General features: G+C 54.6%; 11 protein-coding genes and 2 pseudogenes. 8 read left to right on the forward strand and 5 right to left on the reverse strand.

The window, feature by feature from the left end; translation table 11 throughout:
• Positions 1-2: 2 nt before the first annotated feature.
• Positions 3-1,172, reverse strand: coding sequence for an ROK family transcriptional regulator (locus tag HA45_RS13840; RefSeq protein ID WP_100703088.1), 1,170 nt, complete (start codon positions 1,170-1,172; stop codon positions 3-5).
• A 261-nt stretch (positions 1,173-1,433) separates the two neighbouring features.
• Between HA45_RS13840 and HA45_RS13845 the strand changes: the two genes are divergently transcribed.
• The 5 genes and pseudogenes from HA45_RS13845 to HA45_RS13865 all read left to right on the forward strand — a co-directional run bounded on the left by HA45_RS13845 (position 1,434) and on the right by HA45_RS13865 (position 6,463).
• Positions 1,434-2,681, forward strand: a complete 1,248-nt coding sequence (locus HA45_RS13845; RefSeq protein ID WP_100703087.1) for an extracellular solute-binding protein — start codon at positions 1,434-1,436, stop codon at positions 2,679-2,681.
• Positions 2,682-2,690: 9 nt separating this feature from the next.
• Positions 2,691-3,598, forward strand: a pseudogene (locus HA45_RS13850) (carbohydrate ABC transporter permease).
• Positions 3,588-4,427 (forward strand): carbohydrate ABC transporter permease, encoded by an 840-nt coding sequence (locus HA45_RS13855; RefSeq protein ID WP_100703085.1) that lies wholly within the window; start codon positions 3,588-3,590, stop codon positions 4,425-4,427. The pseudogene HA45_RS13850 and the gene HA45_RS13855 overlap by 11 nt, the downstream one beginning before the upstream one ends.
• 8 nt (positions 4,428-4,435) lie before the next feature.
• Positions 4,436-5,377: a carbohydrate kinase family protein gene (locus HA45_RS13860; RefSeq protein WP_100703235.1), complete on the forward strand. Its 942-nt coding sequence runs from the start codon at positions 4,436-4,438 to the stop codon at positions 5,375-5,377.
• 3 nt (positions 5,378-5,380) lie between these two features.
• Positions 5,381-6,463, forward strand: coding sequence for an ABC transporter ATP-binding protein (locus HA45_RS13865; RefSeq protein ID WP_100703084.1), 1,083 nt, complete (start codon positions 5,381-5,383; stop codon positions 6,461-6,463).
• 310 nt (positions 6,464-6,773) lie between these two features.
• On the opposite strand, the pseudogene bamA reads toward HA45_RS13865, so the two are convergent.
• Positions 6,774-9,211: pseudogene (gene bamA / locus HA45_RS13870) on the reverse strand (outer membrane protein assembly factor BamA).
• On the opposite strand from bamA, the gene HA45_RS27435 reads away from it, so the two are divergent.
• Positions 9,180-9,380: a hypothetical protein gene (locus HA45_RS27435; RefSeq protein WP_162288449.1), complete on the forward strand. Its 201-nt coding sequence runs from the start codon at positions 9,180-9,182 to the stop codon at positions 9,378-9,380. The pseudogene bamA and the gene HA45_RS27435 sit on opposite strands and share 32 nt — an antisense overlap.
• Before the next feature lie 35 nt (positions 9,381-9,415).
• On the opposite strand, the gene HA45_RS13875 is transcribed toward HA45_RS27435, so the two are convergent.
• On the reverse strand, positions 9,416-10,825 hold the full coding sequence (locus tag HA45_RS13875; protein WP_100703081.1) for an MFS transporter: 1,410 nt from the start codon (positions 10,823-10,825) through the stop codon (positions 9,416-9,418).
• Positions 10,826-10,941: 116 nt separating this feature from the next.
• Between HA45_RS13875 and HA45_RS13880 the strand changes: the two genes are divergently transcribed.
• Positions 10,942-11,796 carry a helix-turn-helix transcriptional regulator gene (locus HA45_RS13880; RefSeq protein ID WP_100703080.1) on the forward strand — a complete coding sequence of 285 codons (855 nt, stop codon included), beginning with the start codon at positions 10,942-10,944 and terminating at the stop codon, positions 11,794-11,796.
• 112 nt (positions 11,797-11,908) lie between these two features.
• On the opposite strand, the gene HA45_RS13885 is transcribed toward HA45_RS13880, so the two are convergent.
• On the reverse strand, positions 11,909-12,811 hold the full coding sequence (locus tag HA45_RS13885; RefSeq protein WP_100703079.1) for a LysR family transcriptional regulator: 903 nt from the start codon (positions 12,809-12,811) through the stop codon (positions 11,909-11,911).
• A 92-nt stretch (positions 12,812-12,903) separates the two neighbouring features.
• On the opposite strand from HA45_RS13885, the gene HA45_RS13890 reads away from it, so the two are divergent.
• A complete protein-coding gene (locus tag HA45_RS13890; RefSeq protein ID WP_240629264.1) occupies positions 12,904-13,914 on the forward strand; it encodes a zinc-dependent alcohol dehydrogenase family protein in 1,011 nt (336 codons plus the stop codon).
• A gap of 317 nt (positions 13,915-14,231) precedes the next feature.
• Here the strand turns inward: HA45_RS13890 and HA45_RS13895 are convergent, their stop codons facing one another.
• The gene (locus HA45_RS13895; RefSeq protein ID WP_100703077.1) at positions 14,232-14,753 is read right to left on the reverse strand and encodes a type 1 glutamine amidotransferase domain-containing protein; all 522 of its coding nucleotides are present in this window, start codon (positions 14,751-14,753) and stop codon (positions 14,232-14,234) included.
• Between the last annotated feature and the right edge of the window lie 167 nt (positions 14,754-14,920).

Genomic DNA, 14,920 nt, shown 5'->3' on the forward strand with positions numbered 1-14,920 from the left:
CCTTACTTCATCAACACCTGAAATTGCGGATTAAACTCGTCAAAAATCGGCAACGCCGCGGCACCCAATGCCGCGGTATCACTGCCGGTCATGCCGGTTTTCAGACGTGAGCCGGTGAGATAACGCCCGCGCACCGATTGATAGAGCGGCGGCAGGCGCTGAATGATCTTATCCAGCAGCGCAGCGGGCATCATGCCGCCGATGATTACGCTCTCCGCATCGAAAATGCACTCCAGCATATTGATGCCCTGGCGCAGCGGTGTCAGCACGGTATCTATCCAGCGGTCGAACACCGCAGGATCCACCTCCAGCAAATCATCCGGCAACGCGGTCATCGGGTCCAGCCCACAGAATTCATAGGCGGCCTGCAGTGACACATAGCGCTCAAGGCAGCCATGATTGCCGCAATAACATTCGCGTCCGCCCGGTTCCACCACCACATGCCCAATCTCTCCGGCATTGTGCGCATGGCCGCTATACACATGACCGTCCATGATAATACCCGCCCCCAATCCGGTACCGATGTAGAGATAGATAAACGAGTTGAGATGGCGCGCCACGCCGTGGAAACGCTCTCCGATCGCCGCCACCGTGGCATCGTTCTCCAGCGTCACCGGCACGCCGCTCATCTCCGCCAGTCTCGCTTCGATATCGACCGACTCCCAGCCGTGCAAGGTGGTGGGGCCAACCGAAGAAATCCCCTCAACGCCAAAGGGTCCCGGCATCACTACGCCAATCCCCAGGACTTTCTGCCAGCGTGCGCCCAACTGCGTTTTGATCTCTGCCAGCACCTCCGCAATGCGCGCTAAAGTGGCATCGGGCTGGGGTTTTTGCACCATAATAAGGCGACGGAAATGAATTTCACCGGTGAGATCCACCAGCACGATCAGCAAGGTTTGGTGGTCGAGATGAATGCCGATGGAGAACGCGCTGGCTGGATTGAGGATCACCGGAATCGCCGGTTGCCCACGTCCCTGCTTGCGCGGTTGGCGGCTGGTAAGCAGTTCAGCGCCTTCCAGTTCAGCCACGATATTAGAAACAGTTTGCGGTGTTAAGGCGGTCAGTCGCGCCAGCTCAGCCCGCGTCAATTCACCGTGCAGGCGGATCGCTTCGATGATGACACGGCGATTGTGCGCGCGCGCATGCTCCAGATTGGTTCCTGATGTTTTCATCCTGCTTCCCTCTTCTCACGCCCGCGACTGCCAGCGCATCAATATCTATGATCGGCGACACAATTTACAACCTGTTTACCTGACAGCGGCAAAAATCTGTGCAGAGTAGTGAGCAGCGGCAAACGAGATTTATGCCCTGGCACGTCACTTGCTTTAGCTCATTGATGTCAGCTGCAGCAACCTGACAACCTGTGCGCGTTATTAAATCAATCAAATTGATTTAATTAAACACCCTCTTCTTGCATCAAGGCGGAAAATGTTATGAAAATCCGGTTTTCGACCACATTGAAAGGCTGTGCCATCGCGGTGATGTTAGCCAGCGCCGGTAGCGCGGCAGCCGCAACCACCCTCAACGCGCTGTTTATGACTCAGGCGGCTTATAGCGAAAATGATATTCGCGCCATGACGCAAGAGTTCCAGAAAGCGCATCCGGATGTGCAGGTGAATCTGGAGTTTGTGCCGTACGAAGCGCTGCATGACAAAATTGTCGCGGCGCGCGGTGCAGGCGGTAACGGCTATGATGTGGTGCTGTTCGACGCCATCTGGCCTGCGGAATTCACCAAGTTTGATTTGCTGCAGGACGTCAGCAGCCGTATCGCTGCGGATGAGAAAGAGAAGATCTTCCCCGGCGCGATGAACACCGTCGTCTACAACGGCAAAACCCTCGGCATGCCGTGGATCCTCGACACCAAATACCTGTATTACAACAAAGCGATGCTGGAGAAAGCCGGGATCACCACCCCACCGCAAACCTGGCAGCAGGTGATTGACGACTCTCGCATCATCAAACAGAAAAACATCGTCAAGTATCCACTGGTGTGGAGCTGGTCGCAGGCGGAAGCGCTGGTGTGTGACTACACCACGCTGGTATCCGGCTTTGGAGGCAAGTTCTACAACAACGGCAAGCTCGATTTCTCCAGCCCGGCATCCTTGCAGGCGGTGAAGCTGATGAAAAGTTCGCTGGATGAGGGGCTAAGCAATCCGGCATCGCGTGAATATCTGGAAGAAGATGTGCGTAAAGCCTTCTCGAATGGCGATGCGGCCTTCGCGCTGAACTGGACCTACATGTACAACATGGCCAACGATCCGAAACAGAGCAAAGTGGCCGGTCAGGTCGGGATCGTTCCGGCACCGGGCGATGCGCCGGGTAAATTTGGTGCAGTGAACGGCTCGATGGGCCTCGGCATTGCTAAAAACAGTACCCACGGTGACCAGGCGTGGCAATTTATCAGCTACATGACCTCGCAACCGGTGCAGAACAAGTATGCCACTTTGAGCCTGCCGATCTGGAAAAGCTCATATCAGGATCCTGCAGTACTGAAGAACCAGGAGAGTCTGATCGCAGCCGCTGACAAATCACTGAATGTGATGCTGTCGCGCCCGGAAACTCCTGATTATTCCCGTCTCTCCAACAACTTGCAGCAGCAACTGCAGCAGGTGCTGGTCGGCAGCGCCACGCCAGAGGCGGCGATGCAGACGGTGGATAAAAATGCTGCGCGTTTACGTTAAGGGGTCAGCATGCTGAGTTTGCGTCAACGCGAACAACGGCAGGCATGGGTGCTGTTAGCACCCATGTTGCTGGTGATGCTGTTGCTCACCGCCTGGCCGCTGCTGCGCACTATTTGGCTGAGTTTCACCGATGCCGCCCTGATCGGCAGCGGTGATGCGCCAGCCTGGGTTGGGCTGGAGAACTATCTGTTCGCCATTACCGATGCCGATTTTCGAAGCTCGCTGTGGCGCACGCTCTACTTCACCGTGGTTTCGGTGGCGTTCGAGGGCGTGATTGGTGTACTGGTGGCGTTATTGCTCAATCAGAAATTTGCCGGGCGCAATATTCTGCGCGTGCTGGTGATCCTGCCATGGGCGCTGCCCACAATCGTTAACGCCATGATGTGGCGTCTTAATTTCAATCCGGATTACGGCAGCATCAATGCCCTGCTTACCCAGCTCGGCATTATCGATGGCTACCGCAGCTGGCTGGGATCGCCGGATTCCGCGCTGAATGCGGTGATGTTTGCCGATATCTGGAAAACTATCCGCTGGTCACCTTGCTGGTGCTGGCTGCACTGCAATCGATTCCTGATGATTTATTCGAAGCGGCGCGTCTTGATGGTGCTTCCGCGTGGCGGCGTTTTCGCGCCATCACCTTTCCCGCGATTGTCGGTCCGCTCAGCGTGGCACTGGTGTTGCGTACTATCGATGCCTTCAAAATCTTCGACATCATCTACGTGATGACGCGTGGTGGCCCGGTTGATAGCACCAAAACGCTGAGTTTTTACGTCTATCAGGAGTCGTTCAGCTACTTGCGAGCGGGCAGCGGCGCGGCTTACGCCATGCTGATGACCGTATTGTGTGCGGTGCTGATCACGCTTTACATGTTGTTATTGTGGCGTCAGCGCCGTAAAGGGAGCGCGTATGAAGGCTAAATTACGCAACACGGCCAAATACGCTGCCGCGCTGCTGGTAGCAATTTCCGTGCTGGCACCGATGGGTTGGCTGTTTCTGATGAGCGTTAGCGCCACCAGCGACCTGACGCGTGTTCCGCTGGAGTGGTTGCCGCGCCAGTGGGACTTCAGCCGCTACGGCCGATTAATTTCTCTGGAACCCGGCCAGCCCGGCACGCTGTTCCTGCATGCGTTGGGCAATAGCCTGTTAGTGGCAACGGGCGCGACCATCATCTGTCTGCTGCTGGCAATCCCAGCGGCCTTCAGTTTCTCCCGCTACCGTGGTCGTGATGGCTGGTTGTTCGCCTCGCTCGCTATTTACATGGTGCCACCGGTGGCCTTTGTGCTGCCGCTCTACTTCCTGCTGCAACAGTTTGACCTGCTAAACACGCGCCCCGGTCTGATCATCGTCTACTGCTCGCTAATCTTGCCGTTCCTGACGTGGATGCTGAAGAACCAGTTCGATGCCTTACCGCAAGATATTGAGCAAGCAGCACGCCTGGATGGTTTGCGCGTCTGGCAGGTACTGCTGCGTATTACCCTGCCGCTGGCAAAACCGGTACTGGGCGCAGCGGCGCTCTTTGGCTGGCTGCTGGCATGGGATGAATTTTTCTATGCGCTGTTATTCACCAGCAAAATTGCGGCACAAACCCTGCCGGTGACAATTGCGGGCTTTACCGCCGGACGTGCCACCGATGATGGTTTGATCGCAGCAGTCGGGATTCTGGCATCCGTGCCACCGCTGTTTATTGCTATCTGGCTACAGAAAACGCTGGTCAGCGGCCTCGCTAGCGGCGGGAGCAAAGGATGAAGATGAACATGGACTCTACCGCCACGCTGTATGTGGTCGGCAATATTAACGTCGATTTGATTATGGGCACGCTCGACCACTGGCCGCAGCGTGGCACCGAAGTGATGATGAATCACAGCGAATTGCGACCGGGCGGATCGGCGGGAAACTGTGCGCTAGCGCTGGAAGCGATGGAGGTTCGTCATCGTGCGGTGGCGAATCAGGGCGATGACGGTCTGAGCGCCTGGTTGGGCAGTTACTTCCCGCACAGCGTCGCACACTGGACGCGCTATCACTGTGAAACCTCACTCACCGTCGGGGTGACACACTCCGATCACGAGCGATCCTTCCTCAGCAACCTCGGTCATATCGTGCGGTTGACCGCCGAAGATGTGCTGAATCAACTGCCGCTGCGTGCCAGCGAAGGCGATATCGTGCTGCTGTGTGGCACCTTCTTGTGCCTGCATCTGTATAACGAATACCCGCTGTTGTTGAGTGAGTTACAGCAGCGCGGTTTTATCACCGCCGTGGATACCGGCTGGCCGCCACAGGGTTGGACTGACGACGTTCGCCAGCAGATGGCGCAGTGGTTGCCGCTGTGTGACTGGCTACTGCTCAACGAAGTCGAGACGCTGGGCCTGATGGACGCGGAGGACCTCAACGTGGCCGCCACCCAACTCGCTCAACAACTTAGCAAGCGCGGAGGTTGCGTGGTGAAATGCGGTGCGCAAGGCGCAGGTTGCTGGCAATCACAACAGCACATCACTCAACCCGCTAAGCCCGTCACGGTAGTGGATACCATTGGCGCAGGCGACAGTTTTAACGCCGGTTTTCTCACTGCGCTGCTGCATCAGCAAGATATCGCTACCGCGCTGCAATGGGGCATCGCGGTGGCTTCACTGGCAATCAGTACTCAGCCACGTCGCTATCCCGACTGGCATCAACTGCAACTTTCCGCACAGGAGCGCTAAATCATGGCCAGTGTTGAACTCGTAAAAGTGGCTAAGCGCTACGGCAAACAATCCGTTCTGCATCCGCTCGACCTCACCATTCCCGACGGCAGTTTTACCGTGCTGGTTGGCCCTTCCGGCTGCGGGAAATCGACGTTGTTACGCTTGCTCGCCGGGCTGGAGAGCCTGTCAGATGGGGCGATCATGATGGATAAAGTCCAAATCAACGATCGCGACCCAGCCGATCGTGATATCGCCATGGTGTTTCAAAGCTATGCACTCTATCCGCATCTGACGGTGGCAGAGAACCTTGCGTTCCATATGCAGGTGAAAAAAGTGAAGCGCGAAGAGCAGCAGAGCAAAATCGAGCGCATCGCCGGCATTCTCGGCATTGATAAGTTGCTGGGGCGCTACCCGCGTGCGTTATCCGGCGGGCAACGCCAGCGTGTGGCGATGGGCCGCGCGATGGTGCGTAATCCTCAGGTGTTTCTGTTTGATGAACCGTTGTCCAACCTCGATGCACAGTTGAGGATGGAGTTGCGTGCGGAGATTAAATCGCTGCACCAGCGCTTCAAGACTACCATGGTGTATGTCACGCACGATCAGGTGGAAGCCATGACGCTGGCCGATCAGATTGTGGTGATGAAAGAAGGCCGCATCGTGCAGCAGGGTGCACCGCTGGCGATTTACGATCGTCCGGCGGACACTTTCGTGGCGCGATTTATTGGTTCACCGCCGATGAATCTGTTACCCGCCCAACTGATCACCCGTGAAGGCGTGCCTGGCGTGCAGTGCCAGGATTTGTGGCAACCGCTGCCTCTGCGCTGGCAAGCGGCAGCACAGCAACGCGAAGGGGCGGCGGTGACACTGGGCGTGCGTCCTCACGATTTGCTGGAAGCCGAGACCCGCGCACAAGCCACGGTGAAGGTGGTTGAGATCACCGGGGAGTCCACCTTGCTGCATCTCGAATGGCACGGACATGCGATGCACATGCAGATCGCCGGGCGTCATGCCGCAAGGAGCGGCGATGCGATTCACATCGGATTTAACGCCGAGAAGCTGCATTTATTTGATGCGGAAACGGGATTACGTTTGAGCGAAGGTTAAATATAAAAATGCCACCCAATTGGGTGGCGAAATAATTGTACAGAAAATGCATTTCCCAAAATAATTCAAGGTGCAGGCAGGCGGCAAGGGAATGAATCCCCTGGAGCTTACTCAGGTAAGTGACTGGGGTGAATGAGCGCAGCCAACGCACCTGCAATTTGAAGTATGAAGGGCATAACAACGATGGTGGCAGGCACTCATTCCCTAAGCACCGTACCCTGACTATTTTACGCAAACGGCTATTTTATTCTGTTCTCTCTGTTTAAAGATAACGTAAATATTACTTCGTTCTTTAACAAAGAAATAACCGCTACCAGGTTTTACCTATATTAAACTGGAACTGCTCTGCCTCATCACCCTCATATTTCTTGATTGGCAAGGCATAAGAGAATACCAATGGGCCAAGCGGGGATTGCCATTGCAATGCCAAACCGGCTGAGACGCGAATTTCACTCGGATCGCCATAATCAGGAATACCTGCTGCACGTGTCGCCGCCGTGTTTTCCCATTTGGTATCCCAAACCGTACCCGCATCGACAAAGAACGAAGTACGCAGTGAATCCGCATAGCGATCGTTAACAAACGGTGTCGGTACAATCAACTCAGCACTGGCTACCGCCATGGCGTTGCCGCCCACGGCATCATCGGATTTACTCACCGCACAGTTGCCATAACTGCTTTCGCTGCCGGTACAGCTGTAGTACGCCGCTTTTGGACCGATCGTATTGGATGAGAAACCACGCACTGAGCTAGAGCCGCCCGCGTAGAAGTTGTCATAGAACGGCACTTCTTTGCCGCCCAAACCATCAGCATAGCCGGCTTTGGTACGTCCCATCAGCACCCAGCGATGATCATTACTCAGCGGTAAGTAAGCATTAGCACTCAGCGTACTTTTGTAATAGCTGTTGGTGGATCCGGGGATCGTCACCTTGGTATTAAAGCCCGCAGTCACACCCGACGTCGGGAAGAAACCCCGATCTAATGAGTTATAGTTCCAGCCAATGTTCCAGAAGAAATCGTTGGCGATAAACTTCTCATCGCTGGTGGCATAGTCATCATCGTCATCTTCATTGGTGGTGATGACTTTAGGATGTATGTTTTGCGATCCCAGATAGCGCCACATTGCGACCTGCGGTGCCATATTGCTGACGCGGTTATAGGTGTAATCCAGTCCTGAACTCAGATTACTGTTTTCGCTGATCGGGAAGCTTAACGTGCTGCTGGCACCAAAACTCTTCAGCGTATATTCAGAGAGGTCGTTATCTTCCGCGCTGTAATCGTTGTAGAACAATTTGCCGCCGAGACTCACGCCATCCACGGTGAAATACGGATCGGTAGCGGCGATCTCAACATAGGTCTGATAGCTGTTTTTCGTACCGCTAAAGCTCACCGTATTACCGGTGCCCATCCAGTTATCCTGCTTACGCCAAGCTGATAGCTAATGCCGCTATCAGTACCGTAACCCAAGCCGACGTTGAAAGTGCCGGTGTTGCGCTCTTTCACTTTATACACCACGTCCACCTGATCCGGACTGCCCGGCACGCGCTGGGTATCCACATCCACGCTTTCAAAATAGCCGGTACGGTTAAGGCGAGCCTTGCCCTGGTCAACCGTATCGCTGGCCAGCCACGCCCCTTCCATCTGACGCATTTCACGGCGTAACACGGCATCTTTGGAGGTGTCATTGCCAGAGAACTTCACCTTACGCACGTAGAAGCGATGGCCTGCCTCGACATTAACGTGCAGCTTAACCGTCTTGTCGGCATCATTGATTTCCGGCTGGGTGCTGACCTGCGGGAAAGCATAACCGTAACGTCCGAGCAGGGTTTTAATCGCCCCTTCGTTCTCGGTGATTTTTGCACCGCTATACAACGAGCCGGCTGGGAAATGTGCCAGCTTTTCAATTTCTGCCGAATGGCCGGCCATATCACCATTGAGAATCACGTCGGAGACATGATAAACATCGCCTTCATGAATATTGACCGTCAGATAAATGCTTTTTTTATCCGGGGTGAGACTTACCTGTGTTGAATCGATATTAAAACGCGCAAAGCCACGATCGAGATAATAACTGCGCAGTGTTTCCAAATCGCCGGAAAGTTTTTGCTTTTGATATTTCTGGTCGGCAATTAAATTCCACCACGGCACATCGTCGCGTAGCTGGAAATGAGAAATCAGCTCATCAGAAGAAAAAGCATGATTGCCAACAATATTGATCTGCTGGATCTTTGCAGAGACACCTTCGGTGAAGATGAACTTGAGATCGACACGATTGCGCGGCAGCGGCGTGACCACAGCTTTGACGCTGGCGGTATATTTACCGGCGCTGTAGTAGAAATCTTCCAGCCCCTTTTCGATATCCGAGAGCGTGGTGCGGTCCAGCGCTTCACCTACGCGCACACCGGTCGCATCCAGATTTTGCTTCAGCTGGTCTTCTTTAATCGCCTTGTTGCCTGAGAATGAAATACTGGCAATGGCCGGACGTTCTTTCACGCGGATCAGCAACGCATCGCCATCACGCAGCACTTGTACATCTTCGAAGTTGCCGGTGGCAAATAGCGCACGGATGGTATTGCGGATATCGTCGTCACTGACGCGATCGCCCACGCGCACCGGCATACTGAGCATTGCTGCGCCGGGTGCGACGCGCTGCAAGCCGTCAAAATGAATATCCCTGAGGGTGAAATCGTCCGCACCAAAGGCTGTGGTGGTTACCATGAAAAGTAACCCGGTTAACATCTTTTTCATCTGCTATGAGCCTGCCGTTTTTCCATTCAACGCATTTCTGCCGCACCACAAAAAACGGGCTGAACACGCGGTTCAACCCGTTACTTGCGGCGATATGTTCCGGAAAAAAGACCGCTACGCCAAAGGTAAATTCAGCGCATTTGGCGTATTTTCGCTTACTTTACAGTAAGCTGATACGCCGCTGCGGATATCACAGCATAAGGATTACCCTTCCGCTGTCGCGGGCTGGAAAGTACGACGGTTCAGGCTGGTTAAAATGACCAATGTCACCATCATCAGCAGCTCAACACCAAGGGTGCCGGAGATGGCCGCCAGATGATTGCCATGCACGTTTATCTGCGTAAACACCCCACCCAACAGCATAGGTCCCAGACCCAAAGCTGACTGCTGTACGGTGGACAGCACTGCGCTGCCTGCGCCTGCCTGATGATGCGGCACCCCGCTCATACCAATGCGGTAGAAAGTGCTAACAATAAATGACTGTCCAAATCCGATCAGCACCGTTGCCGGTATCAGCGTGAATACACCGACATCCGGCCAGGCAAGCTGGAAGGTGCCAATAAGCGCCACCAGACCAATCATCTGGATTCCGCAGCCGGCAAGCAATGTCACGCGCTTGCCGAAACGTTCCACCATCTGAGTAGAACGCATCGCGCCGATAAAGTAGGCCGCGCCCAGTGCAATAAAGGCGTTACCTGACTGAAACGCTGACAGATTCAGACCCGATTGCAGCGTTAACGCCACGGCAAACATGAAGCCACTCCAGCAGGAGAAGAACAGCACGGCGAGCGTCAGACCGAAGCGCACGCTATGCAAGCGCAGCAGCGATGGCGGCAGTAATGGCGCGCCACCTGCCGCTTCCAGACGCAGCGAACTTTGGCGCAGGCGATGCAGCAGCACCGGGAACAGCACCAGCAACAGGATGCACGGCCACGACCAGTGCAACAGTGGCCCCAACGCCAACGCCAGCATCAAGCAGCCTATCGCACCCGCTAATAGCAAAGTGCCGCTGACATCCACCGGCACGCGCTGGTGGTTGTGGGTTTCCGGTACGAAACGACGCGCGGTGATCAGCACAAACAGGCAAATCGGCAGGTTGATCAGGAATACGCTGCGCCAGCCGTAGCCACCGATATCTGCTTTGATCAGGAATCCGCCCAACACCTGGCCAATGATAAACGCCAGCCCGCCGATGCCGCCGTAAAGGCCGATGGCGCGCGCATGATCCCTGCCCTTCATGGTGACATGCATGGTCGCGAGAATTTGCGGCACAATAAATGCCGCGCCGACGCCCTGCAACGCACGCGCAAACATCAAGAGGCTGACGCTATTAGCGATACCGCATAATAAAGATGCAATACCAAACACCCATACTCCAGCGATGAACACCCGGCGCCGTCCGTAGTTGTCACCCAATCGTCCGCCCATCGCCAGGCAAATAGCGAATGCGATGCCATAAACGGCCACGATCAAAGCCAGCTCTATCGCTGAGGCACGCAATGAACTGGCCATGGCGTCTAACGCCACGTTCACAATAGAGAAATCGATCATGGGCAATAGCTGCCCAGCCAGCAGGACCACCAGTCCCGCGCGTTTAAGTTGCGATGTGTGCATCGGTTTTAACCTTGTTTTTAGTTGCAGTACGGCATAGCATCACCTAACTATTAAACGGGTACCAGTTCTTGTTTATCATGGTATAAACACTACCCGTCTCGTTTGGAGATTTGCCAATGAGCACTGCTACTGCGTCCGTTGCGGCCGAGCACAACAATCGCAAACTGTTGGGGACTTTTCTTCGTACCCGCCGCGAAAGCCTCGATCCTAATCGCCTTGGTTTGCCGCATATGCGCCATCGCCGCACGCCGGGTTTACGTCGTGAGGAAGTGGCGCAGCTGGCAGATGTGGGCGTCACCTGGTATACGTGGCTGGAACAGGGCCGCGACATCAAAGCCTCGCCGAAAACCCTGACCGCGATCGCCACCGCATTGCAGTGTAACGATGTGGAAACACAGCATTTGTTTTCGCTCGCCGGGCATTCGCTGCCATCGATGCGAGTGGCGGCGGCGTGCTGCAAAATCGCAGCCCACAATCAACAGATGCTTGATGCGATCCAGTTACCGGCAATTATTGAGACGCCGCGCTTCGATATTCTCGGTTATAACGCGGCATGGTGTGCGCTGATGGATGTGGATCTCGCGGAGATCGCCGTTGAAGATCGTAACTGTATTTGGCTGGCGTTTAATCATCCCGGCTGGCGCAAAGCGATTAATGACTGGCAAGACGTGATGCCGCAAATGGTGGCGATGTTCCGTGGCCAGATGGGCGAACATCTTGGCGATCCGCATTGGGAGAGTTTCCTCGCCCGCTTGCTGAATAGCTCGGATGAATTTGCTCAAACCTGGCAACGCTACGAATTGGGCAAGGTGGAAAATCGTCTGAAACGTTTTTATCGTGAAGAAGTCGGTGAGATGACGCTGCGCCAGAATAACTGGTGGTCTGCATCCCGCAATGGTGACCGTCTGCTGGTGTATGTGCCGGATGATGAGCAGAGTGCGACGGCGCTGCAGCAATTGATGAAGGGATAGCGCGGTTATCGACCACCAGCGCCACCATGCTCGACATCTAGTGATGCAAACGGCTTGAGCGGGTTTCAGGCCGCTGCAGCCGCTTAACCTCAAAATTACGCAAGGATTCGACTTACCAACGCTTCTCCGCAAACCATGCCACCAGCCAATCTGTCAGGGCACTGATTTTCGCCGACTGCAATTGGCTGGAAGGCTTCATCAGCCAGACGCCATCTTCCCCTATCGCTTGCCAGTCAGACAGAACGGGCACCAGCGATCCTTCGGCCAGCTCCTTTTGCACTAACCAGTTGGCCGCCAGTAATACGCCCATGCTTGCCTGCGCCGCCAGCACCAGGGCATCCATTTCGTCACTCTCAAACCGTGTTTGCACCGGCACCGCTATCTGATGACCGTCTTTCTCCAGGCGCCATTCAGGCCAGCTGTGCATAGGCGTGAAACCCAGACAGTCATGCTGACGCAGGTCCTGCGGTTGTGTTAACGCAGGATGGCGATCAAAGTAATCCGGCGCAACGCACAGCATCCGACGGGTATCGGCCAGCTTACGGGCAATCAATCGGCTGTCTGCCAACACACCGATGCGAATCGCCATATCAAAATTATCCCCCAGCAAATCGACATAGCGATCGCTGCAATTCAGCACAATGCGAATATCGGGATAGGCCTGTAAAAAACCAGGTAGCGCCTGGGCGACCCAACTACGACCAAAAGACGCGGGCACGGTTAAGCGAATAGTTCCCGCTGGACGTGCGGCCAAAGCTCGCGCTTCTTCTTCCGCCTCACGCAGTAACTCATCGGCGAGTTCGATTTTCTGTCGATAGCGCTGCCCCTCTTCCGTGGGACGGATACGGCGCGTAGTGCGTTCGATCAAACGGATACCCAACCGCTTTTCTAGCGCAGCGATGCGGCGTGAGACCACGGAAACATCACGTCCTAACTCACGCGCGCCTGCACTGAAGCTACCCGCGCGCACCACCGCCAAAAACGCTTCGCGCTGGCGAAAATCGTCATCCTTCATTATTGCTTCCTGTGCAACGGTCATTTGGTTTTGGCATCGATTATAGCGCCATATTTCGCGTCACACTGAACGCACTTAGAAAACAGGAGAATATGATGCGAGCTATCCAATTAACTGCCCCTGATATTAATGCTCTTAAGATCACTGAACTTCCGTGCCCACAGCCAGGCCAGGGCGAGGTGTTGATTCGTCAACATACGGTGAGCCTCAACTATCTGGATTTGGCGCTGGCTACCGGGTTGTTTGGGGCCATCGCCCAGCCGATGATTCCGGGCGCAGACAGCGCGGGCGAAATCGTTGAGTCAGGCGCAGGCGTCACTGGCTGGCAGAGGGGTGAACGTGTGATACCGGGCATGATGTACCACTGGCATGCCGGTAAAATCTGCGCTGAGCATCATCATGCACTGCGCGGCGTCACCGCTAATGGCGGGCTGGCGGAATACGCCGTAGTGCCAGCAGCATCACTGGTGCGCATACCCGATTTTCTCAGTTGGCAGCAGGCCGCCACGCTGCCGATTGCCGCCACCACCGCCTGGAACGCTATCGTACGCGGCAAAGTTCAGCCCGGCAGCACCGTGTTGCTGCTTGGGACCGGTGGCGTAAGTCTGTTTGCGCTGCAATTTGCTAAAGCGGCAGGCGCACGCGTGATCATGCTTTCCTCCTCCAATGAAAAGTTGGCGAGGGTGAAAACGCTGGGTGCCGATGAGGGCATAAATTACCGCGATGAGCCGGAGTGGGATAAACGGGTGCTGGAACTGACGAATGGTCAGGGTGTGGATCTGGTGTTGGAGTCTGTGGGTGCTGCGACGTTTGCTAAATCGATCGGTGCGGCGGCCTATAACGGCACAATCTTTGTGATTGGGTTTGTGGGTGGTGCAGAGTTGAACGTGCCGGTGCTGCCAATTATGCAGAAGATGTTGAATATCGTCGGGAATAATACCGGATCGACGGCTGATTTGCGGGCAGCGGTGAGAGCCATTGAAACGGCCGGGATTGTGCCGGAAGTTGACCGAGTGTTTGCCCTTTCTGAGACGCAGAAAGCGTATCGCTACTTGCAGTCTGCGGGGCATGTCGGGAAAGTGGTGATTGATCTGTCTATGTGAGTTTAACGATTGATAATTGGATTTAATGACAGTCGCATCACTAAAAATGTATTAAATCCAATGCTCCAGCATTATCTAATGACCAATGTAATCAGGATAATCATGCATGTTTAAGGGTGGTTTTTTAGCCGTGGTGCTTCTTTAAGGGGGCCATCACCAGGCCAGGTCGCTTAATAATCACCTGCATTAAACCACTACAAACAATGCATGACCTTTTGCAGCACACTTTCAAGTCATGCCCAGGTCGTGTTGTGAGTGAGCTTTATGAGGCCACCCATTATGTTGGTCGCCTCATAAAACCAACATCCAGTTATCCCTTAAACCGCATTCAGAATTCGTAGTGCTTCGCGGTTGAATGCAGGTAAGTCATCGGGAGTGCGGCTGGTGACAAGTTTATCGTCATCAACAACGACTTCTTTGTCATAAAAATCTGCACCTGCATTGCGCAAATCAATGGCGATGGCTTTAACACAGGTCATCTTGCGTCCTCGTACGCCATTGGCGCTGATAAGCAACTGCGGACCGTGGCAAATGGCGAACACCGGTTTTCCGCTTGCGACAAAATCCTTGGTGAAATTCACAAACCGGTCATCACCGCGCAGTGAGTCAGGCGAATGTCCGCCGGGCAGCAGTAATGCATCGAACTCGGCGGGGTTGACGTGATCAATATCCTTGTCGATGGTGACTTCTGCTTTACCTTGCTTGCCTCTAACGACTTTTCCCGCCTGCATCTCGATGGTCACGACTTCATGCCCTGCTTTGGCGTAGGCTTCTGCGGGAGAAGTAAACTCCGAGTCTTCAAATTCATCGGTGATCAGGACGGCGATTTTCTTACCCATATCTTTCTCCTTGCTGGGAAACGCTGTGCGTTTATGGCTTAGATAACCTAGCAAGTCTGGTCCCCATGATTCAGAACGCAAGCCAGGCGGCAGGTACTTAAGATGTCTGGCCTATGAATATCCGGGTTTGCTCGTTGCAGACTGCAGTCAGTTCAAGGTCCGTTGTG

The sequence above is a fragment of the Pantoea rodasii genome (assembly GCF_002095465.1).
GTDB lineage: Bacteria > Pseudomonadota > Gammaproteobacteria > Enterobacterales > Enterobacteriaceae > Pantoea > Pantoea rodasii.

Excerpts from the sequence above, each read along its gene's own strand:
- HA45_RS13840 (WP_100703088.1), bottom strand. The coding sequence starts at position 1,172 with ATGAAAACATCAGGAACCAATCTGGAGCATGCGCGCGCGCACAATCGC.
- HA45_RS13845 (WP_100703087.1), top strand. The coding sequence starts at position 1,434 with ATGAAAATCCGGTTTTCGACCACATTGAAAGGCTGTGCCATCGCGGTG.
- HA45_RS13855 (WP_100703085.1), top strand. The coding sequence starts at position 3,588 with ATGAAGGCTAAATTACGCAACACGGCCAAATACGCTGCCGCGCTGCTG.
- HA45_RS13860 (WP_100703235.1), top strand. The coding sequence starts at position 4,436 with ATGGACTCTACCGCCACGCTGTATGTGGTCGGCAATATTAACGTCGAT.
- HA45_RS13865 (WP_100703084.1), top strand. The coding sequence starts at position 5,381 with ATGGCCAGTGTTGAACTCGTAAAAGTGGCTAAGCGCTACGGCAAACAA.
- HA45_RS27435 (WP_162288449.1), top strand. The coding sequence starts at position 9,180 with ATGAAAAGTAACCCGGTTAACATCTTTTTCATCTGCTATGAGCCTGCC.
- HA45_RS13875 (WP_100703081.1), bottom strand. The coding sequence starts at position 10,825 with ATGCACACATCGCAACTTAAACGCGCGGGACTGGTGGTCCTGCTGGCT.
- HA45_RS13880 (WP_100703080.1), top strand. The coding sequence starts at position 10,942 with ATGAGCACTGCTACTGCGTCCGTTGCGGCCGAGCACAACAATCGCAAA.
- HA45_RS13885 (WP_100703079.1), bottom strand. The coding sequence starts at position 12,811 with ATGAAGGATGACGATTTTCGCCAGCGCGAAGCGTTTTTGGCGGTGGTG.
- HA45_RS13890 (WP_240629264.1), top strand. The coding sequence starts at position 12,904 with ATGATGCGAGCTATCCAATTAACTGCCCCTGATATTAATGCTCTTAAG.
- HA45_RS13895 (WP_100703077.1), bottom strand. The coding sequence starts at position 14,753 with ATGGGTAAGAAAATCGCCGTCCTGATCACCGATGAATTTGAAGACTCG.